Here is a 20,002-nt window from a genome sequence, read left to right as displayed (position 1 = left end):
CTGGTTTTATCCCTCTGCTACTGTGTTCATCATACTTATTGGTTGTTACTGTTAAGCTTATCATTAGCTAGTAGTCTGTCAAATTTATTTTGACGGGTTTTTGGTAGTGCGGGCCGAAAAGCCCGCGTGAGCGAGACGCTCACACTACAGTCCATCATTTTTATCTTGACAAACTACTAGTGTTTGTTAACAAGGCTAATTTTTGCAGAGTCATTAGCATTTTTTAGCACTTCGTTTACTAATAACTTGATATATGCTGATTTAATTTCGCGTAAAGACGCTAAGAATAATTTTACATCTTTGTTTGAAATCAATAATCATCAATAACATCAGAACGGTGGGGGAGTTATTGACGCAGTAATTTTTCTTTTTTGAAATTTAAAAAATTGTGCATTTTATGTTTATCTCATTTATGAATTGAATAAAAGAGCAGCTAAGATACCCAACCAATAAGATAATAACCAACGCTTGTGTGTTAGAATCATAATCCAGTTCCCTGGTTGTAAAAATTTTCAAATCTACAATTCCAGATTCCAGATTTGAAAAGAAAATCGTAACGTTTTGTTAAGTTAAGTCAAGCAACCTTAAGACCTGTATAGATAGGCAGATCAAGGGGAATCGGAGGATGGTAAGCTATATGGTGAAATATAAAAGTGACTTAGGACGAAGTGTTAAATGGGTGTTTCCTTAACGGCTCCTCTCCTCCTTAGGGCCGCTCGTGGTGAACAAGTAGATCGTCCCCCTGTATGGATGATGCGACAAGCGGGACGCTATATGCAAGCATACCGGGATTTGCGGGACAAATATCCTTCATTCCGCGATCGCTCGGAAATTCCCGAAGTAGCAATCGAAGTTTCCCTCCAACCCTGGAGAGCTTTCCAACCCGACGGAGTAATTTTGTTTTCCGATATTGTCACCCCCTTACCAGGAATGGGGATTGAGATGGATATTGCGGAAGGGAAGGGACCGATTATTTATTCGCCCATACGCACTCAAGAACAAATTGAACAACTGCGTCCTCTAGAACCAGAAGCAGCACTGCCGTTTATCAGAACGATTTTGCAAGCATTACGGCAGGAAGTAGGCGATCAATCAACGGTGTTAGGCTTTGTTGGCGCACCTTGGACTTTAGCAGCTTATGCGGTGGAAGGTAAGGGTTCTAAAACCTATTCCATCATCAAAAACATGGCCTTCTCAGATCCGACAATTCTCCATCAGCTACTCACTAAATTAGCAGATTCTATCGCTGATTATGTCCGCTATCAAATTGATTGTGGCGCTCAAGTAGTACAAATGTTCGATTCTTGGGCAGGACAATTAAGCCCTCAAGATTATGATACCTTTGCGCTACCTTATCAAAAAATGGTGTTTGAGAAAGTTAAAGCCACTCATCCTGACACACCATTAATTTTGTTGGTGACAGGTAGCGCCGGACTTTTAGAAAGAATGGCTACCTCTGGTGCTGATATTATTACTGTAGATTGGACAGTAGATATGGCGGATGCTAGAGCCAGATTAGGGAAGCAGATGAAGGTACAGGGTAATCTTGATCCAGGTGTGTTATTTGGTTCTAAGGAGTTTATCCGCGAGCGTGTTTTGGACACCGTTCGCAAAGCCGGCAACTGGGGACATATCCTCAATCTCGGTCATGGTGTATTACCAGAAACACCAGAGGAAAACGTGGCTTTCTTCTTTGAAACCGCGAAAAACCTCAACGCTTTGGTGTAGTTTTTTGGGTGGGTTTTTTGCCCACCTGATTTTTATTAAATGGAAATGAGGAAATAACGAACCACAGAGGCACAGAGGACACAGAGAGAAATTTCTGTTATTTTTGAATAGGTTAACAGTAACATCCTGTACATCCTTAAATCCTGGACATCCTGATTCTGACTAAGTAGGTTAGCATTGAAAATCGTCGTTATGGCAAGGCAAGAGGCAAGAGGCGATTTTACTTTTCGTTACATATTACTCTTCGAGAAGCCGCTCCGCGTCTACGGTTTTTTTCCGTTCACCTAATTAAATATTTTTCTGTAATCTTTAGATTTTACAGTCCTTGACGCATAGACTCACCACCAAGGCTTTACTGTAATTTTACCCTAATTAATCAAGATTTACGCAAAATCTCTCAAAACCTCATTTCTCTGCGTCTGGAAGGGTTCATTTAAAAAAATATATAACTTAACTAACACCCAGATCCCCGATTTCTTTAAGAAATCGGGGATCTATCTTCTCAAATCATGCTACAATTACGCACTGACCTCAACTATCCCCAAAAACCCCAACATCCAATTTCATGACCAAAAAACGCATTTTAGTTACAGGTGCAAGTGGCTGTATTGGTCACTATATCAGTGAAGCCTTAATTGAAAACACCAATCACGAATTGTATCTCCTAGTTAGAAACCCCAATAAACTCCAAGTTGATACTACAGCCCGTCCCGGTATTACTATTCTCCAAGGTGATATGAAAGAGATTGGTAAATTCTCTGATTTACTTAAAACTATTGATATTGCCGTATTAACAGCCACTTCTTGGGGTGGTGAGGGCATTTTTGATATTAATGTCTTCAAAACTCTAGAATTAATGAGTTTGTTAAATCCTCAAAAATGTGAACAGGTAATTTATTTTTCCACTGCGAGTGTTTTGAACAACGATAATAAACCACTTAAAGAAGCGGGGGAAATTGGGACAGATTATATCCGTTCTAAATATGATTGTTTACATCAAATTGAAAAATTAGCAATTTTTCCCCAAATTACCACAGTTTTTCCTACCTTAGTATTAGGTGGTGATGATAAAAAACCTTATTCTCATCTCACATCTGGTATTCCTGAAGTTACTAACTATATTAATCTCATTCGTTTTTTACAAGCAGATAGTAGTTTTCACTTTATTCATGGTAAAGATATTGCCACAGTTATCCAATATTTAATTGATTATCCCCCACAACAGGGAGATCCACGCCGATTTGTTTTAGGACAATCAGCATTAACTGCTAATCAAGCCATTGAAGAAGTTTGTGCTTATTTAAATAAAAAGATTTATTTCCGCATTCCTCTATCTTTAGGTTTAGCCAATGTGATTATTGTTTTATTCCGCATTCAAATGGCGGCTTGGGATCGATTCTGTATGAATTATCGTCATTTTAGCTATGCTAATGCTATTAATCCTAGCAGTTTCAATTTACCAAATTACTGTGCAACGATGAGTGATGTTTTGAAAATTAGCGGCGTGAAAGCTGGGAATTAAGCTATTTCAGACATTAGCCCTTGCAACTACTATAATGATGTTAGTGAGCTATGAGAACAAGTCATGCCTGAGCTAAAAGTTACTATCAGTGAAACCACACACAAAACCCTGCTAACAATGGTAGAGGACTCTGGTGAGACAATTCAATCAGTTTTAGATAGAGCTGTTGAAAATTATCGCAGGTCTAAAGAGAAGAAGCTGCATGATTTATTTGCTAGATATTAATTAATTATTGTCTGAATCAGGATGTCCAGGATTAAAGGATTAACAGGATGAAAATAGGGATTAATTTATGATATTTTTTTAAGTTTAGGACTGACATATAAGTTAGGAGTTTTGCAGCTTCTAAACTCTGTTGGGCTTTGAGGAGGAGTTCCCGTTGTTCGTCGGTCATAGAAGAACGCCTTCTTTACGGATATTACGCAGCAAAGATCCATTGCGGGTTTGATAGTGGGTTTCGTCCATGAAAAGACAGCTAATGACAACATCATATTCTAGGGAAAGATCAGCGATCGCTTTACCTGTGCGTTTGATTTCTTCACCGGGGTTAACAGGAGGCTTCAGCACCACTAACACATCTATATCTGATCCAGGTTCTGCATCACCACGGGCTTGAGAGCCAAAAAGGGTGAGGTGTTGTAAGCGATAGCGTAAGCGCTGACTTGTCAGTTCGCCATACAGGTCAGTGAGTTCTTGTTTCAGGCGAGTGAGAATAGTTTTTAGGTTAATATTCATAGGTATGAGAGCGATACCTTAGGTAAGCTACGCTAACGCTCTCCTCTAGTTTATCTCATGCAATCGCTTGACTCGCTGAAGGTATCGCTTCCATGCAAATAAAAAAGGCAGAAGTCATGAAAGAATGAACCACGAAGGAACGAAGGAAGCGAAGGGAAGAGAGTTTTAAAGGTATTTTGCGTAATTTCTAATCATGTAACTTTACAATGAGAGCGATTAGTTGATTCTGGAAATAGGTTTATATTATTTTCCTTAACTTCACTAGCACTTCTTTTTCTAAACCTGTGGACCAACGGTATTTTTCGCCATCGTGTTTGTAGCGACTAACCTTTTCTTTGAGAGTTTCTATAGATTTGATCAGGTGTTGGACATCTTGTATAGTTTTAACATCTCTAAGGACATGAGCAGTCTTTAAGTAATAGCTTGCTATCACATCTGCTTCTTCCCGCGATGCATGATGATCTCGATGATATTTGTGGATCTTACCATCCATTTCTTCAAAATAGGACGCTAGACTTCTTACCAGGGCTAAATCTAGCTCATCTAGTTTTTTAGTTTCAGTATTAATATCTTGCTGACTTGACTTAGGAGGAACTTCTGGTTCAGAAATAAACGCGGAGGTTCGCAAAGGTTCTGAATTTTGAGATTCAGCATTACCAAGGATATATTCTAATGTTTTAACACAATCCAGAAAAGATATGATATTGCGAGCAATTACCTGCTTTGTATGGATATTAATGATTCCATAGCTAGAACCTTCATTAACTACAGCATAATCTCCCTGTACTGTAACATAAGTATTTGTATCTATTCTTTTTATGTCACTCATAGTATTTAGCAAAGTAAAGATATGACCGTTATAACATACATGATATTACAGGCATTAGTTTTAAATTGTCAACGAATTGGCAGCTTACGAATACGTACAGAGTTATCATCAATTGTCAGGGCTGAACCTTGAGTAAGTTCTTCCTCTAACTGAGGTAAGACTTCCAACAATCTTTGTGCGATCGCATCAGGTTTTGCAGAAGATAACCGCAATGTCACCAAACTTGGTTGGTTATACTTGCCAACAGCTATCAACATCGAAAAATCTAAATCTTGGGTGATAATAATTCGACCTTCAACTCTTGCAAGTTCCAAAATATCTATATCAGCCGCAGTTGCAGGGAGCAAATCTGTACTCCGCAAAATGTCATAGCCCTGCAATTTTAATGCTGCTACTGTTAGAGGGGAAATATGTACATCAGCAAGAAAGCGAAGGTTATTCATGCCGAAGGAATACCTACAATTTTATCTGAAACAGTCCAAGCCGCGTAGTTAAGCGCCTGTCGAATATCTTCATCTTCTAATTCTGGATAAGCTGCTAAAACTTCCTGAACCGAAAGGTTACTAGCCAGTAATTTCAACACAAAGCCCACAGTAATCCGCATACCTCGAATTGTTGGTTGTCCAAGGCAAACATTAGGATTAATAGTAATGCGATCTAATTGAGCCAGCACTGTGGGACTCCTGAAATATAAAAATTCTTTCTCTATTTTCACATACAACAGGCAAATTGATAAAAAAGTCAATTAGCTTTAACTAGCTAAAGCAGGAATCTTTAAAGGTACAAGAGCTTTATGCAGTACACTAGGTTTTGCACTTAAATATACTTCCCGGCAATTACTCTCATTGTATCCAACCACAACCGCGCCTATAGTTGTACCAATTTCTGGATACATTTCTGGACTCATCCCCCCTTCATCTAAAAAGTCAGGGATTTTGATCAACCCCTTAACTGAAGAATCATCAATATTGACAAAAACGCCAAAGGGTGTATGAAATTCTACTTTTCCCAGAACAAACTGACCTAGCTTATATTTAGATTTAATATTTTCCGAACTTGTACTATCCATAAAAAATTATCTTCACCCAAGTTGCTAGTTACTCTTATCCTACTATTAAATTACCTAAATTTTTAATAACGAACCACAGAGGCACAGAGAACACAGAGAAAAAACATGAGTAATTTTGGAATGGGAAGGAAGTATCAAGTCGAGGTTTGTACAAGTGATGATACGTAATTAGTGAGAAAATCCCAGTCTTCATCCTGTAAATCCTTAAATCCTGGTCATCCTGATTCAGACATCCTCCCATACAACAGGCTTGATAAAAAAGTCAATTAGTCTGAATTTTTAGTTACAGTTAGATCACAAATAAATCGTGAGGGGTGATACTATGCGTGTTTTGCTAGTTTATCCAATATTTCCAAGCACATTTTGGTCTTATGAGAAAATTCTGGCGCTAGTTGACAGAAAGGTGTTGTTACCACCTTTGGGTTTGGTGACGGTAGCGGCAATTTTGCCCCAAGAATGGGAATTTAAGCTTGTAGATCGTAACATTCGCGCCGCCACAGAAGCAGAATGGGCATGGGCAGATATGGTGATTTTCTCCGCCATGATTGTCCAAAAACAAGACTTACTGGAGCAAATTCGGGAAGCGAAAAGACGCGGTAAATTGGTGGCTTTGGGCGGTCCTTATCCTACCTCCACACCCCATGAAGTGGAAGCAGCAGGGGCAGATTACCTGATTCTCGATGAAGGGGAACTGACTTTACCCATGTTTGTGGAAGCTGTGCAACGGGGAGAAAAATCGGGAGTTTTCCGGGCTGCTGAAAAACCTGATGTCACTGGTACACCCATTCCCCGTTTTGATTTATTAGAGTTTAATGCCTATGATATGATGTCGGTGCAGTTTTCGCGGGGTTGTCCCTTCCAGTGCGAATTTTGCGACATCATTGTTTTATATGGTCGCAAACCTAGAACGAAAACTCCTGCACAACTTTTAGCCGAGTTAGATTATCTCTATGATTTAGGTTGGCGACGGGGTGTGTTTATGGTGGATGATAACTTTATTGGCAATAAGCGCAATGTGAAATTGTTGCTGAAAGAGTTAAAAGTTTGGATGGCAGATCATCAATATCCCTTCAATTTTGACACAGAAGCTTCCATTGATTTAGCACAAGATCAAGAAATGATGGAGTTGATGGTTGACTGTGGATTTAAAGCGGTATTTTTGGGGATTGAAACCCCAGACGAAGATAGTTTACAACTAACTAAGAAGTTCCAAAATACTCGCAGTTCTTTAACTGAGTCTGTAGAAACCATTATTAGAACTGGACTGCGGCCAATGGCTGGGTTTATTATTGGTTTTGATGGTGAAAAAGCGGGTGCAGGCGATCGCATTGTCCGTTTTGCTGAACTTGCAGCTATTCCTTCTACTACCTTTGCCATGTTGCAAGCGTTACCTAATACGGCTTTATGGCATCGGTTGACCAAAGAAGGCAGATTGCGGGAAAACCAAGATGGAAACATCAATCAAACTACATTGATGAATTTCATTCCTACCCGTCCTCTAGAAGAATTGGCTAGAGAATATGTGGAAGCTTTCTGTGCTTTGTATGACCCTGCTGCTTATTTAGATCGCACCTATCGTTGTTTTATGATGTTGGGTTCTCCCAAATGGACAGCACCAGCAAAAACACCAGAATGGGTAGTTGTCAGAGCCTTATTAATTGTAATTTGGCGACAAGGATTTAAACGACAAACTCGTTGGAAATTCTGGCATCACTTCTTTAGTATTCTCAAGCATAACCCCAAGGTAATTGAACAATACGTTTCTACCTGCGCTCACATTGAGCATTTTATGGAATATCGGCAAATTGTCCGTGATGAAATCGAAAGTCAATTAGCTGAATATTTAGCCCAAGGTGCAGAAACACCTTATGTACCTGTTAAGGAAAAAGCAGAAGCTGTAGTTTAATAATACCCAGATCCCCGACTTCTTTGAGAAGTCGGGGATCTATTTTGTGATCGGCAAAGTCACGGTAAATGTTGAACCTACTCCCACTTGACTATTAACTGTAATTTCTCCTCTGTGGGCTATAATGCACTGTTTGACGATTGTTAATCCTAAACCACTACCAGGAATGATTCCCACATTTTCTCCTCTGTGAAATGGTTGAAATAGTTGTTTTTGATCGGTTTCTGTCATCCCAATTCCCTGATCTTGAAATCTCAAAATTACGGTTTTTTCTTGTTTGATTAATTCAAATAGGACTGTACTATCGGGAGGTGAATATTTAATGGCATTATTGAGTAAATTACTGACAATATGCCTTAATAGGGTTTCATCTCCCAGATATTTCAAACAGTTTTCGGAACTGGTAAAAATTAAATTCAACTGTTTTTCTTGGGCAAATAATTGAGATTGTTGTACTAATTCATAGCATAATTTTTCTAAGTCGAGTATATGTGGTTCGTAGAATAATTTACCTGAATCAGATTTACCAATTAATGAAGCTTCATCTAATAGATTTGATACATTTTTGATAGCAGAGCGAATCAGTTGTAAATGATTGATTTCTCCATCATTTTTCTGTCCTTGATTATGCCTTTGTAGTAATCCCGCTGCGAGAATAATGGTATTTAAAGGGTTACGAATATCATGGGAAAGTATGGAAACAAATTCAGATTTAAGCTGATTAATTTCTTGGGATTTCAAAAGTTCCGCAGTTTTTTCTTCCACTTGAGTTTCTAATGTTTGATTAATTTGATTTAATTGTTCTAAAAATTGTTTACGTTCTATAGCATATCGCACAGAACGCACCAATGTATCTGGATTTACGTGTCTTTTGACTAGATAATCTTGCGCTCCTTGTCTCACTGCTTCAATGGCTAGTTCTTCATCATTTGTGTTAGTCAGAACTATGATGGGGTTGCTAGGATTTTGCTTGAGTAACTGGGGTATGGAAGCTAATCCTTGACTGTCAGGAAGGGTTAGATCTAACAAAATTACATCGTATTTTTCGCTGTTTAATTGGTTGATTCCGTCTTGGAGTTTTTGGACGTGAACTAAACTAAAATTTTGAGATTTTGTGAGTTTAATAAACTCTTGTAATAACCTGGCTTCTGCTAAGTTATCTTCAATTAATAGGATTTTTAATGTGGAAGTTGCGGTAATCATTTCCTGGTTTTACCTCTTGCGAGTTTTCAGTATGGTAGACTTTTTTTAGGTTAGTTATCAAGTTAGACATTGAGTAGTTTTCTTGTTATTATCATGGTAAGGTCGCGGTAGAAAACCAAAAGTCTTCAATACTCTGGATGATTTGGAATAGCTGACTCAGATTACGAGGTTTTGTAATGTAGCAGTTAGCGTGTAAGTCGTAACTATGGAAAATGTCATCTTGATTTTTTGAAGTTGTCAAAATGACGACGGGAATGCGTTTTAGTCGAGGATCAGATTTAATTTCTGCTAATACCTCTCTTCCATCTTTTCTGGGTAAATTCAAATCTAATAAAATTAAATCAGGGTGTCGTACGTTAGCATATTCTCCTTCTTGACGGAGGTAAGTCATAGCCTTTATACCATCTGTAACTGTGACTAATTGATGAGGTAATGAACTGGTTTTTAATGCTTCTTGAATGAGACGAATATCAGCTTTATTATCCTCCACTAAAAAGATTATTTTGTGTGTTCCTATCATTTCGATGCTCATGATCACAACCTCTGACGGGAATGGTAAAGTAGAAAGTTGTACCCTGACCGAGTTGGGACTCTACCCAGATTCGTCCCCGATGACATTCGATGATTTTTTTACAAATAGCCAAACCCATTCCTGTACCTGGATATTCGTCTCTAGTGTGTAAACGTTGGAAGATAATAAAAATGCGATCGCTAAATTGTGGATCTAAACCAATTCCATTATCTTGAACTGAAAATAACCATTCATCCTCCAATCTTTTCGCACTAATATGAATCTTTGGTAGTTGACTGCTGCGGAATTTGATAGCGTTACCAATGAGGTTCAAAAATAGCTGAATTAATTGTGTTTCATCAGCCATAACTGTGGGTAAAGGATCATGGGTAATAATTGCGCCGGTTTCCCCAATGCGTTGACGTAAATTCTTCAAAGTCCGATTTAAAGCTGTTTCTACTTCGGTAACTTGAAAAGCAATTCCTAATGTATCTACTTTGGAATATGCGAGTACATCATCAATTAAGTTCTGCATCAAACTTACACCTTCGACAACATAACCAATAAACTCTTTTGCATCTGCGTCTAGTTCTGATTCATAGCGCATTTCTAAAAGTTGTACATAATTACCTACTTGATTGAGTGGTTCTTGCAAATCATGGGAAGCGACATAGGCAAATTTTTTCAATTCTGCATTAGAACGTTGTAGATCTTCAGCTAATTGGGCTAATTCATCAGCTTGACGTAAGACAATATTGATGATTGATTTTCGCAATTCTAATGCAGCTTTGATTTCTACATTTTGCCAAGGTAAAGATGTTAACTGCACTATTTCTTTCCATAAGTCAAATGATTTACGGGGACATAACCGGATATTTCCTTCAGATTGATCAACTGAAAAAGCGTGATGGGGATTTCCACCCCAATTTACAGTTTGAATGACTTCTGGTCGAAACCATAATACATAATTTTGCTTGGAAATGGGAATAGCTAATAAACCACTAGCGACATTTTTAAAGCTGATCGCGTCTGGATAAATACTAGGTAAGGAATTTGTGGAAAATACCTCATCTTTGACATTATTTCTCAGCCATTCTCCTAAAAAATTCAGTTCTTCCTCTTGAGGAGTATTCCCAATCAGAGTATACTTTCCAGCAAAATAGATTGCTGCACCTTCAGCATTAGTTAAATTGAGCAGATTTATTTGATTTCTGACTAAACCATCAGTAAAGTTCTCTGCTTGAGACATATATTCAACCAATAGTGATTGAACTTGTTTTAAACTTATTTGATAGTCGTAGTCTTCTGTTTCTTCCTTTCCAGAAATTTCTGAAAATATGATTCTTCCTAAAAATTCACAAGCTTTCCGTAATTCATAGGAAACGTATTTAGGTGATTGATGATGACAAGCAATTAAACCCCAAAGTTTGTGATCTTTAATTAAGGAAATTGTCAAAGATGCAGCCACGCCCATATTATGTAAATATTCTAGATGACAGGGTGCAGGACTTCTGAGAATTGAATTAGTTAAATCAATTGGTTTACCGCTAACTGGGTTAATTTTAGGAAAAAGTTCGGCTGATAATTGAACGTTTGTATCGGGGATAATTCTAATCGAGTTTTCTAAAAATAATTGTCGTGCTGGCTGAGGAATATCTGATTCTGGATAATGTAATCCTAAATAAGACTCTAAAGCATCTGTTTTTTCTTCAGCAATCACAGAACCATGTCCATCATCACTAAATTTATATAACATCACTCTGTCAAATCCGGTCATTTTGCGGATTTCTTGCACAATGATTTGACTAGAATCGCGGAGACTTTTACTTTTTTCTAAACGATTAGCTGAGGATGTAGCTAAATGATAAAAACTTAAAAAGGGAATATTTTCTCCAGATGCAGTAGGTTCTAATTCTAAGATTAAAAATCCTTCGGAATTACGATAAAAAACTGCATCAAATACTGTATATTCATCTCCTTGTTTCTTAATCCAGATTTTGCTAGGATTAATAAAATCTAGATTTTTTTCTGATAACCAAAATTTAATTTTTTGAATTTGGTAAGGATCTAGTAGATATTCTAATTTCTGTTGCACCATATCTTCTGGAGATATGCCAAAAGTATTAAAAGTATTTTGACTAATTTGTAATATTTGTAAATCTGGCTCTTGTAAGACTAACAAAATTCCATGCGATTGAATTTCACTAGTTAGATGTATCGCTGCTTCTTTTAAGCTAGTGATATTAATATGTTGCTGCTTGATATTGATATCCATAAAACCCTTCCCCGATAATTTTGGAGAATAAAATATGTAGATTTCATCTCAATTCCTCACACCTCTAAAAATTCTCTTGAGTTTAGTAGCTTTGATAATGGCAAAGTCTATATTTATAGTTGCTCTTACCTGCTATTCTTACACAGAAGAACTAACTGTTCCCAAATATATAGATAAGAAATGTAAAAAGTAATATGATTCAAGCTACAGCATTTGTGTATATATATTAAGAATTAAGAAATTTCAATTTTATGTGTGGCTGCACAAAATCATGAAATTAATTCGTCTTTGCATAATGAAGGTATGAATTGTGTTTCGCTCTAATTTCATACTTCAAGTCAGCAATGCCATTAATTCATTAGACATCTCCGAGAATTAAATGTACGTGACTTGAAACCCTTGTAGAGACGTTCCATGGAACGTCTCTACGATCTTTTTCGGAGATGTCTATTAATTTATCTGCGTTTATCTGCGTTTATCTGCGTTCAATCTTTCACTATTCCTACTTTTAACTAAATCCAGGAACTAAACCACATCCGCATTCTATAACCATCAGGAGACATGGGTAAACCTAGATAAATAGGCATCCAGAAAATAAAGGCAGCGACAATGATAAAAGTTATAGTCACACCTACTGCCCGAATTTGCCGATAATAACTAAGTAGACATTGATCAACAAACCAAGCGATCGCTATGAATGTAAATACAACCGCAGACATATAATGATAGATGAAAGTACACCTTGTTACCTCCACCCAAGGGAGGAGATTAGCCCCATAATTTATGACTAAAAATAAGCCAATCCAAGTATCAGCGGTAAGATTTTTCGGGATAAATAACCGCTTTTTTTCAATTATCGGCATCGTAATTGTGATGATTACCATACCAATTACAAAGATCATCGCCGCTAAACCAAACCACCATAAAAAAGGATTCCCCATAGCATGAACATCATAAATTACTTTACCAGCACCATTAGGTAAGGGCGGTCCAAAGACAGGTAAGGAATTCTTGGTACTTTGAGCAGTTTGATAATAATAAGCCATTGGTCGAGTTAACAATGGCCATTTATACCATGCAGCGCAATAAGGATGAACGCTAGGACTATTTCCACCTAATTGGAGATGAAAGTGTAAAATTTGTTTATGAACTTCAATAAATCCATATCTTTTATCAAGTTGGAGATGAGGAATCCAAATCAGACTATAAATAACTGCCGGAATAATTCCTAAATAGGAAAACATCTGCCAAATATTTATTTTTGTCAGATTTTGCAAGGGTGATTTTATGGTATCAGTTGGGGAATTATTAGGGTGATTAAAAAAGTGTAAATAAGAAAATAATGGCACGCGAGATGTATGATCAAATGATTGCAACCAGCGAATTATCCAAGCTGCTATCCATACACCATAAGCACCAGTTAAAAACCATAAACCATTCCATTTTGTGCCAATACAAGCACCAAAACTGATTCCAGAGAGAATTAACCAAAACCACCGTTTTCGCTTTTCTAATGCTAATAATAATAACCATTGTCCGAGTAAACCAAAGATAACTATATAGACATTACTTAAAGCATAACGAGATTCTACTAAAAATAAGCCATCACAAGCTGTAAAAAATCCTGCCAATAAAGCAAACCGATGACGATGACTAAATTGATAAGTTAATAAAGTTATGACTACGGGAATTAATGAACCAGTTAGCGCATTTACCCACCGATAATTCCAAGGAGATAATAAAGAATCTGTGAGACTATTTACAGGATCTCGACCAAGGGGAATGTATTTACTAATCCAAATCCCCAACCCGATCAAATATTGGCTTAATGGTGGATGAGCATTAAAAAATGGTGTATGAGTAAGATAGTTGTTACCAAATTTGGCAAAATAAACTTCATCAAATACTAAAGTATTAAATCGGCTGATTCCCCAAAAACGTAAACTCAAGGAAAGTAGAAATATGCCTATTATGCCTAATCGAAACCAAGTTTTTTTCATGATGTTCTTGAGGTGTTTTTCGAGTTAGGTCCCCGACTTCTCTAAGAAATCGGGGATCTTGTTGTCCACAAATATAGAATAATAGCTCTAATACAGTCAAAAAACTTAATCTACTATGTCACAATTAGAACGACTGCTAAAAATGGCAGAAGATGAACTTACGGAGTATAGCACTGATGCCCGCAAAATGGAAAAACTCCGCCGCAAGATTAGTTTATCAGTACCATTAGCGGAACAGAGGCAACTAAAAGCGACATTATTAGCTACAATACCATCTGGTAAAATTGCAGAAGTTGTGGAGGAGCAAAGACAGACGGTGGCCTTGCCATTTTGGGGAATTGCTGGTTTGGGTTTATTATTGGGGATTTCCCTAAATCAACCCATGGGCTTATTAGCAGCTATCGGGGGGACTGTAGCGGCTTTTAGAATTCAAAAATGGGGTTGGCAATTACAGGCAAATCGTCTATTATTACGGACACTAGAAGATATTGAAACCCGGATTTCTCAACCTAGTAATTAAGTGCAAACAACAAATTAATTGAGGAGATAGAAGTTATGACAAAGTATGATTATATTTTCAAATCGAAAGAGCCGATCAAAGAATCATTGAATGAACAAGAAGCCGTAGCGGCAATTGCGGTGATTACCACCATAGTTGATTCTGGCAGTGAAGACATAGATGCAGAAAGTTTAGCTGATATTCTCTGGGAGTTTGAGATATTTGATGAATACTCAGAAGAAGAAATGCTAGAAACGGTGGACAGACTCATAGAAATTGCCGGAGAGGCTGGATTAGGTTCTTTATTTAATGCTGCCAGTGCGGGAATTTCTGATGAGGCAGTTTTAGATGGTTTTGCGGCTGGAGTGATTATGCTTTTAGATGCGGAAAATTTAATTATTCCAGCAAATAAAAAAGTTTTTCTGAAACAACTACAAATAGCTTTAGAACTGGATGATGAAGAAGCAGAAGAAATTATTAAAGAGATAATTGACTCAATAGAAGCTGGGGATGAGGAAGAATATCTCGAAGAAGAATATGAAGCAGTCATTTTTAATGAAGCTGGTGAACAATTTTATCAATCACCTTTGGGTAACTTTATAGTTCCTATTCCTTTAAATGTTGAACAGGGAGGAAAACTGCAAACAGAGGAAGGAATGGTAAGTTTTTCGGACGATACTGGTACTTTACTCAGAATTGATTATTATCCTCTCTCTCTAGAACAAATTGGTGATCTAGAATCCCAAGAAAATGAAGTATATCTGCATGAAGTTTTGGTAGATAAATATGTGCCTCAAGCAATTATTTCTCATGTTCCTACGGCGGAAGTGAAACATAAAGAATATTGGCAAGATACTTTAGAAAGTTATTACTATGTATTAGTAAATATGCCTCAAGGTTCAACTATATCCAAGCATGAAACTAATGGCAATGGGATGAGATTAGATGCCTATAGAGGATTATTGTCCTTTGTCAATAATGAATGTTTGTATATAGTTAGTAGTCAACGCAGCTTTTTAAATGGTGAAGTACCTGGTTCTATGAAAGCAGAAGCGAAAAAAATGAAAAAAGCTATTTTAGATTTTGTGCGTACGATTGAGTTTGCCTAAATCTAAGGGATAACCCTATTTTGGGCGTAGGTCCTGCGCCCCTAATGGCTTTGGTTATAAAATATTTGGATTTAATGTAGGGGTAGCGCCTCCGTGCCTATCCCGGTATTTGGGGCAACCACAGGGGATTTGCCCCTACAAAATTGATTGGTTTAGTAATTTTGAAAATGTTCAATGAATAGAGTTGGTTGTAGCCAATTTTTTACCGTAACTAATAGCAATAAAGCCGGTTACATACATAAACAAACTGTAAACCGCAGCCGGTACTGCCATATCAGGATTGTTGAGTAGTCCAGCCGTAATTGCGATCGCTAATGTGCCATTCTGAATACCAACCTCGATGGCAATGCAGATTTGTTGAGGAGGATTGAGTTTAAACACCTTGCTAATATAAAATCCCGCCAAGATTGAGATCACATTTAACAGCACAACCGCAACTCCAACTTGGAGAATAAATTCGGGGATACTGTTCCACTCACGAATGATGAGCATGAGTATAATTAGCGCCAGCAAACCAACTGCGAGGCGGTTAGTCAGTTTTTCCAAACGACGGGCAATTTCGGGAAATAGCTGCCCCATTCCCATTCCCAATCCGATAGGCAAAAGCGTCATCAGAAAAATTTGTCCTATTGTTGCCCCAATCGGTAGGGTAATCGCCGCAGTTTCGCCAATGTAGTGCTGGTATGCAAGGTTTCCTAACATCGGAATTGTAAATACTGTAATCACACTACTAAAAGCAGTCAGTGTGACTGAAAGTGCAACATCACCTTGAGCGAGGAATGTAAATATATTTGAGGATGCTCCACCTGGGCAAAGTGCCACTATCATTAACCCCATTGCCATTGTCGGTTGCATGGGGACAACTTTAGTAATGACAAAACCAATAATAGGTAAAAAAATTAACTGACTGATTAAGCCAATTGAGACGGCTTTCGGATATTTCCTTACCCGTTGGAAATCTTCGGGTGCAAGAGATAAACCCATTCCCAGCATAATGATAGCCAAAGCTATTGGTAACATAACTTTAGTCAATAAGCTTGCTTCCATAATCAATTTTGGATGAATAATACAAAAAGATAATATCAGACTCAATGGTGGAACATCTGCAAACTGGTAACTTATGATTAGCGATCGCATAGGACACAATTGCGAGAAACTAAGAACAGCTTTATTGAAAATTAGGAGAATCTCATGGCTTGGACTCAAGTTTTAGCTGCTAACGCCCTAGCTGCCGGTGCGCGTGAAGTAGTCAAAGTGGGCGATCGCAAAATCCTACTCTTAAACCACGAAAATCAGCTTTATGCTGTAGATGATACTTGCCCTCACTTAAAAATGTCTTTGAAAAAAGGAAAAATCGAAGATGGGGCGATAGTTTGTCCCTTCCACCGCAGTGCATTTGATTTGGGTAATGGTGAAGTCAAAACTTGGTGTCCCTTCCCACCCGTAGTTGGTAAATTACTGTCAATGGTTTCCTCAGAAAAAACCTTACCAACCTATCCTCTGAAAGTGGAAGCAGGCAACATTTTGATTGATGTATAAGTAGCTAGGTTGACAGATCCTACGCCCAGGGACTAAGATGCCATAACTCATCTATAGGGGTAAAGCACAATGCTAAACCCCTAAAATTTTCTTGCTAAAAATTAACTAATTTCTGAATATTTAGTAATCATTGTTTTCACATTTAATAAATGTTCTTCAACAATTTCGGGAACTTCGGTATTGGTTTCAATAATTAACTCACCAATCGTATTACTCGCAATTTCATTAATAGCATCAATCAAGAGATTGGGCATAGTAATATTAGCTTCAGCAATTTGTTTAATAGTATCTCTGGGGTTATCTTGCTCAAGGATAGCTTTCAAAACTTGAATTTCATAAGCGGGGAGATGGTTTAAAAAAGTATCCCATTCCGTTGGTAAATTTCCTGTGTGATCATGTTTGCCATTTATGGAATCTAATGGTTCTAATAATTCATCAAAAGGAAATAACTCTAAATTATCTTCTTCATTATCGGGAAATGTTTGGGAATTAATAGTTTCCACTTGTTGCAGTAATTCCCAAACTTGATTTTGCAATAAATCCCGTTCGTCTTGTAAGACAGAAATTTGATTTTGCAGTTGATTAACTTCAGATTTTTGTTCTAATGTCTTATTTTGTAAAGAATTGAGAATAGTTTCAAGATGATATTTAGTTGTACTTGTCTGTACTATTAAATCATCTTGTTTAGCAATTTTCAGTTCTTGAGTTTGAACTTCTATTCTTAGTTCATAAAGCTTTTCTTCTAGTTGTGGCTTGAGTCTTTCCAGCAAAATTACATCATTTCCTAGTTCTTGTTTTTCCTGTTTTAATATATCAATTTGAGGTTGAATTTGGTTAAGTTCGGCATGAGAAGCATGACAATTTATTTCTAATCTCCGCTTTTCTGTGATCAGATTATTGCAGCTATTATTCAGTTCTATATTACTATTTTCTAAATGGACAAATTCATTTTTAAGATTACATACTTCGGCTTCAATTTGCTTTTTCTGAGCAGCAAATGTCCCTATGTCTCGATGTAAACTATCCCTTTGACTTCGACAATCTCCAATTTGGTTTTCTAGTTGCTGAGTTTCTGTATACAATAAATTTCTATATTCTTCTAATTGCTGTATTTCTCTAACAATACGGGATTTCAATCCTTCTATATCCCGAATGCGTCTCTGAAGAGAACCAATCATCCTCAGTTCATCATTTCTGCGTCGTTTATCAACAAGAAATGCGGCTGCATAGGTAGCCAAAACTGTAATTATCCCAGTGAGAAAGGCTTTAGGGAAATCCCAACTGGGGACGAGGCTTAAACCAAAACTGATACTAAAAGCGGCTATGCCTAAGACAACTTGATAATTAAATATTGTTGATTGGACTTTACGAGGTTTTATTGTACTCAAGTTGTTAGTATTATTAGTAATTAACGTCATTATTCCTCACATTTTTATTGGTAAATATACAGTTATAATTAGGTTCATATTACATGATAAGTGACTTTTGTCATGAGTCTATAGGAAGATTTTTAGTTTCACCAAACACAGCTAAATCTGAGTTTAAAAAGTCAATAAACTGCCTTGCGGTTCTGCCAGAACGGCCATTATGCCGAGTTGCCCATTGTAAAGCCTCAAATTCTAAATCTTCGGCAGAAATATTGATGTTTGCGGCTAAATGCTGGACAATTTGTAAATAGGTTTTTTGATCTGCGGCTGTAAAAGTTAATGTTAAACCAAAGCGATCGCTAAAAGATAACTTTTCTTGCATTGTATCCCAACCATGAACTTCATTGTTATCCTTGGGAGCAGGTCTATCAGTAAAATATTCCCGGATTAAATGGCGACGGTTAGAAGTAGCATATACAACTACGTTTTTTGGTCTAGCAGTTAAATTTCCTTCCAAAACTACTTTCATTGCTTTAAAACTATCATCATCTTCTTCAAAGGAAAGATCATCAACAAAAATAATAAATTTCTGGGGAACACCTCGCAACAATTCGACAATTTTCGGTAAATCTGGCAATTCTGACTTAGAAACTTCTATTAAGCGCAGGTTTCTATGACTATATTCATTTAATAAAGCTTTAACTAAAGAAGACTTACCCGAACCACGACTACCATAAAGTAATACGTGCAACGCAGTTTCTCCTGATAATAAAAACTCTGTGTTTTTCACTAAAGCATCTTTTTGCCACTCATAACCCACCAATGTAGACAGTTTCACCGAATCAGCATCAGCAATACCCACTAACTGCCCATTTTGCCAACGAAAAGCCGCATATTTAGCAAATAAACCAGTTCCATGTTGCCGATAATAAGCGGCTAAATCTGCCACAGCATCACCCCAATTGTCTAACTGAGGAATAGATGCGATTAAACCCATTTCTGTCCCCACTGCTTCCGGTTCTCGATACCAAACCACAGGGGAAATAGGTAAATGAGTTGCCATTTGTACCCATTCGCTTAAAACTGCACTGTTACATTCATATAAACTTTGTAGTATTTGCAAGTCATGTTGTCCAGCGACTACTAAAGCTGAGGGTAATTGCCTAAATTCCTGCTGTTGTGCCAATTTGCTCAAAGGATTATCCGCAGTGAGAATTTGCTGAATCAGATATTCTTCCCAGGTTTGATGACTACTGGCTAAAGCTTGGAAATAACTACCGTAAGCCAGGAGGCAATCCCGCCCATCTCCATCAGTGTAACGGATGGTTTGTAATAAATTCAGAAACGCTCTGCCTACGTCGCTTTCTAGGACAGATTGGTACAGTAAAAGGGACGCGGCTTGGCGTTGTAGAAATTGAACTGCCGAATAAGATGTAGTATTTGCCGTAAGCATTGCTAGATGATCCATCAACTCAGTAAATTATCTCTCACCATGAGTTTAAGTATAATAGTGACTTTTGACTATGGCATTTTTATCTTGGCGGATCGGATGAAGCAAGAGTAAATTATGACACCCGTGAAAAGTTACACAAAACTTATACCTACAGGAATACAAGTGTAGCCATTTATATATTAAAGTAGAGAGGATCGGGGATAAAAGTAAATCAATACTGATTATAATCAGGATAAATTACTAACATATATACAGAG

General features: G+C 37.3%; 20 protein-coding genes. 7 read left to right on the top strand and 13 right to left on the bottom strand.

Annotation, left to right across the window (positions count from 1 at the left end):
• The first annotated feature begins 675 nt into the window (after nt 1-675).
• The 3 genes from hemE (at nt 676) to BMF77_RS27470 (ending at nt 3,475) form a co-directional block, all read left to right on the top strand.
• Nucleotides 676-1,728 (top strand): uroporphyrinogen decarboxylase, encoded by a 1,053-nt coding sequence (gene hemE / locus BMF77_RS23065; RefSeq protein ID WP_148766132.1) that lies wholly within the window; start codon nt 676-678, stop codon nt 1,726-1,728.
• Nucleotides 1,729-2,293: 565 nt separating this feature from the next.
• Complete coding sequence (locus BMF77_RS23060; protein ID WP_148766130.1) at nt 2,294-3,250, top strand: NAD(P)-dependent oxidoreductase; 957 nt, start codon at nt 2,294-2,296, stop codon at nt 3,248-3,250.
• Nucleotides 3,251-3,313: 63 nt separating this feature from the next.
• Nucleotides 3,314-3,475: a hypothetical protein gene (locus BMF77_RS27470; RefSeq protein WP_210422252.1), complete on the top strand. Its 162-nt coding sequence runs from the start codon at nt 3,314-3,316 to the stop codon at nt 3,473-3,475.
• Nucleotides 3,476-3,506: 31 nt separating this feature from the next.
• On the opposite strand, the gene BMF77_RS28245 is transcribed toward BMF77_RS27470, so the two are convergent.
• From BMF77_RS28245 to BMF77_RS23035, 6 genes are all read right to left on the bottom strand, one after another.
• Nucleotides 3,507-3,644, bottom strand: coding sequence for a hypothetical protein (locus tag BMF77_RS28245; protein ID WP_233467005.1), 138 nt, complete (start codon nt 3,642-3,644; stop codon nt 3,507-3,509).
• Entirely contained in the window at nt 3,641-3,985 is a 345-nt protein-coding gene (locus BMF77_RS23055; RefSeq protein ID WP_148766128.1) for a nucleotidyltransferase domain-containing protein, read from the bottom strand. The genes BMF77_RS28245 and BMF77_RS23055 overlap by 4 nt, the downstream gene beginning before the upstream one ends.
• A 238-nt stretch (nt 3,986-4,223) precedes the next feature.
• Nucleotides 4,224-4,814, bottom strand: a complete 591-nt coding sequence (locus BMF77_RS23050) for a hypothetical protein (protein WP_148766126.1) — start codon at nt 4,812-4,814, stop codon at nt 4,224-4,226.
• A gap of 68 nt (nt 4,815-4,882) precedes the next feature.
• On the bottom strand, nt 4,883-5,257 hold the full coding sequence (locus BMF77_RS23045; RefSeq protein ID WP_148766124.1) for a DUF5615 family PIN-like protein: 375 nt from the start codon (nt 5,255-5,257) through the stop codon (nt 4,883-4,885).
• Nucleotides 5,254-5,487, bottom strand: a complete 234-nt coding sequence (locus BMF77_RS23040; RefSeq protein ID WP_148766122.1) for a DUF433 domain-containing protein — start codon at nt 5,485-5,487, stop codon at nt 5,254-5,256. Before BMF77_RS23040 ends, BMF77_RS23045 begins: the two co-directional genes overlap by 4 nt.
• Nucleotides 5,488-5,565: 78 nt before the next feature.
• Nucleotides 5,566-5,883: a S1 RNA-binding domain-containing protein gene (locus BMF77_RS23035; protein ID WP_148766120.1), complete on the bottom strand. Its 318-nt coding sequence runs from the start codon at nt 5,881-5,883 to the stop codon at nt 5,566-5,568.
• Between the two features lie 322 nt (nt 5,884-6,205).
• Between BMF77_RS23035 and BMF77_RS23030 the strand changes: the two genes are divergently transcribed.
• Nucleotides 6,206-7,789, top strand: a complete 1,584-nt coding sequence (locus BMF77_RS23030; protein WP_148766118.1) for a B12-binding domain-containing radical SAM protein — start codon at nt 6,206-6,208, stop codon at nt 7,787-7,789.
• A gap of 39 nt (nt 7,790-7,828) precedes the next feature.
• Here the strand turns inward: BMF77_RS23030 and BMF77_RS23025 are convergent, their stop codons facing one another.
• The 4 genes from BMF77_RS23025 to BMF77_RS23010 form a co-directional block, all read right to left on the bottom strand.
• Nucleotides 7,829-8,992 carry a hybrid sensor histidine kinase/response regulator gene (locus BMF77_RS23025; RefSeq protein WP_148766116.1) on the bottom strand — a complete coding sequence of 388 codons (1,164 nt, stop codon included), beginning with the start codon at nt 8,990-8,992 and terminating at the stop codon, nt 7,829-7,831.
• A gap of 91 nt (nt 8,993-9,083) precedes the next feature.
• Nucleotides 9,084-9,524, bottom strand: coding sequence for a response regulator (locus tag BMF77_RS23020; RefSeq protein ID WP_148766114.1), 441 nt, complete (start codon nt 9,522-9,524; stop codon nt 9,084-9,086).
• Nucleotides 9,472-11,778, bottom strand: a complete 2,307-nt coding sequence (locus BMF77_RS23015; RefSeq protein WP_148766112.1) for an ATP-binding protein — start codon at nt 11,776-11,778, stop codon at nt 9,472-9,474. Before BMF77_RS23015 ends, BMF77_RS23020 begins: the two co-directional genes overlap by 53 nt.
• Nucleotides 11,779-12,290: 512 nt before the next feature.
• Entirely contained in the window at nt 12,291-13,778 is a 1,488-nt protein-coding gene (locus BMF77_RS23010; RefSeq protein ID WP_148766110.1) for a dolichyl-phosphate-mannose--protein mannosyltransferase, read from the bottom strand.
• A 115-nt stretch (nt 13,779-13,893) separates the two neighbouring features.
• Here BMF77_RS23010 and BMF77_RS23005 point away from each other — a divergent pair, with 115 nt between their 5' ends.
• Nucleotides 13,894-14,298, top strand: a complete 405-nt coding sequence (locus tag BMF77_RS23005) for a hypothetical protein (RefSeq protein ID WP_148766108.1) — start codon at nt 13,894-13,896, stop codon at nt 14,296-14,298.
• 35 nt (nt 14,299-14,333) lie between these two features.
• On the top strand, nt 14,334-15,386 hold the full coding sequence (locus BMF77_RS23000) for a tellurite resistance TerB family protein (protein WP_148766106.1): 1,053 nt from the start codon (nt 14,334-14,336) through the stop codon (nt 15,384-15,386).
• A gap of 171 nt (nt 15,387-15,557) precedes the next feature.
• Here BMF77_RS23000 and BMF77_RS22995 read toward each other — a convergent pair whose 3' ends face one another.
• On the bottom strand, nt 15,558-16,433 hold the full coding sequence (locus BMF77_RS22995) for a bile acid:sodium symporter family protein (protein ID WP_233467004.1): 876 nt from the start codon (nt 16,431-16,433) through the stop codon (nt 15,558-15,560).
• A 144-nt stretch (nt 16,434-16,577) separates the two neighbouring features.
• Here BMF77_RS22995 and BMF77_RS22990 point away from each other — a divergent pair, with 144 nt between their 5' ends.
• Nucleotides 16,578-16,925, top strand: coding sequence for a Rieske (2Fe-2S) protein (locus BMF77_RS22990; RefSeq protein WP_015080325.1), 348 nt, complete (start codon nt 16,578-16,580; stop codon nt 16,923-16,925).
• A gap of 101 nt (nt 16,926-17,026) precedes the next feature.
• Here BMF77_RS22990 and BMF77_RS22985 read toward each other — a convergent pair whose 3' ends face one another.
• Both BMF77_RS22985 and BMF77_RS22980 read right to left on the bottom strand, forming a co-directional pair.
• On the bottom strand, nt 17,027-18,343 hold the full coding sequence (locus BMF77_RS22985) for a tellurite resistance TerB C-terminal domain-containing protein (protein ID WP_148766102.1): 1,317 nt from the start codon (nt 18,341-18,343) through the stop codon (nt 17,027-17,029).
• 70 nt (nt 18,344-18,413) lie between these two features.
• Nucleotides 18,414-19,760, bottom strand: coding sequence for an ATP-binding protein (locus BMF77_RS22980; protein ID WP_148766100.1), 1,347 nt, complete (start codon nt 19,758-19,760; stop codon nt 18,414-18,416).
• Nucleotides 19,761-20,002 lie beyond the last annotated feature (242 nt).

Source organism: Dolichospermum sp. UHCC 0315A, assembly GCF_008121535.1.
In the GTDB taxonomy this organism is placed as follows: Bacteria; Cyanobacteriota; Cyanobacteriia; order Cyanobacteriales; family Nostocaceae; genus Dolichospermum; species Dolichospermum lemmermannii.
Note: the sequence above shows the minus strand (reverse complement) of the source record. Positions and strands in the feature narration are given on the sequence as shown.

Bases quoted from the DNA above. Each gene is read 5' to 3' on its own strand.
- hemE (WP_148766132.1), top strand. From the start codon at position 676: ATGGGTGTTTCCTTAACGGCTCCTCTCCTCCTTAGGGCCGCTCGTGGT.
- BMF77_RS23060 (WP_148766130.1), top strand. From the start codon at position 2,294: ATGACCAAAAAACGCATTTTAGTTACAGGTGCAAGTGGCTGTATTGGT.
- BMF77_RS27470 (WP_210422252.1), top strand. From the start codon at position 3,314: ATGCCTGAGCTAAAAGTTACTATCAGTGAAACCACACACAAAACCCTG.
- BMF77_RS28245 (WP_233467005.1), bottom strand. From the start codon at position 3,644: ATGACCGACGAACAACGGGAACTCCTCCTCAAAGCCCAACAGAGTTTA.
- BMF77_RS23055 (WP_148766128.1), bottom strand. From the start codon at position 3,985: ATGAATATTAACCTAAAAACTATTCTCACTCGCCTGAAACAAGAACTC.
- BMF77_RS23050 (WP_148766126.1), bottom strand. From the start codon at position 4,814: ATGAGTGACATAAAAAGAATAGATACAAATACTTATGTTACAGTACAG.
- BMF77_RS23045 (WP_148766124.1), bottom strand. From the start codon at position 5,257: ATGAATAACCTTCGCTTTCTTGCTGATGTACATATTTCCCCTCTAACA.
- BMF77_RS23035 (WP_148766120.1), bottom strand. From the start codon at position 5,883: ATGGATAGTACAAGTTCGGAAAATATTAAATCTAAATATAAGCTAGGT.
- BMF77_RS23030 (WP_148766118.1), top strand. From the start codon at position 6,206: ATGCGTGTTTTGCTAGTTTATCCAATATTTCCAAGCACATTTTGGTCT.
- BMF77_RS23025 (WP_148766116.1), bottom strand. From the start codon at position 8,992: ATGATTACCGCAACTTCCACATTAAAAATCCTATTAATTGAAGATAAC.
- BMF77_RS23020 (WP_148766114.1), bottom strand. From the start codon at position 9,524: ATGAGCATCGAAATGATAGGAACACACAAAATAATCTTTTTAGTGGAG.
- BMF77_RS23015 (WP_148766112.1), bottom strand. From the start codon at position 11,778: ATGGATATCAATATCAAGCAGCAACATATTAATATCACTAGCTTAAAA.
- BMF77_RS23010 (WP_148766110.1), bottom strand. From the start codon at position 13,778: ATGAAAAAAACTTGGTTTCGATTAGGCATAATAGGCATATTTCTACTT.
- BMF77_RS23005 (WP_148766108.1), top strand. From the start codon at position 13,894: ATGTCACAATTAGAACGACTGCTAAAAATGGCAGAAGATGAACTTACG.
- BMF77_RS23000 (WP_148766106.1), top strand. From the start codon at position 14,334: ATGACAAAGTATGATTATATTTTCAAATCGAAAGAGCCGATCAAAGAA.
- BMF77_RS22995 (WP_233467004.1), bottom strand. From the start codon at position 16,433: ATGGAAGCAAGCTTATTGACTAAAGTTATGTTACCAATAGCTTTGGCT.
- BMF77_RS22990 (WP_015080325.1), top strand. From the start codon at position 16,578: ATGGCTTGGACTCAAGTTTTAGCTGCTAACGCCCTAGCTGCCGGTGCG.
- BMF77_RS22985 (WP_148766102.1), bottom strand. From the start codon at position 18,343: ATGACGTTAATTACTAATAATACTAACAACTTGAGTACAATAAAACCT.
- BMF77_RS22980 (WP_148766100.1), bottom strand. From the start codon at position 19,760: ATGGATCATCTAGCAATGCTTACGGCAAATACTACATCTTATTCGGCA.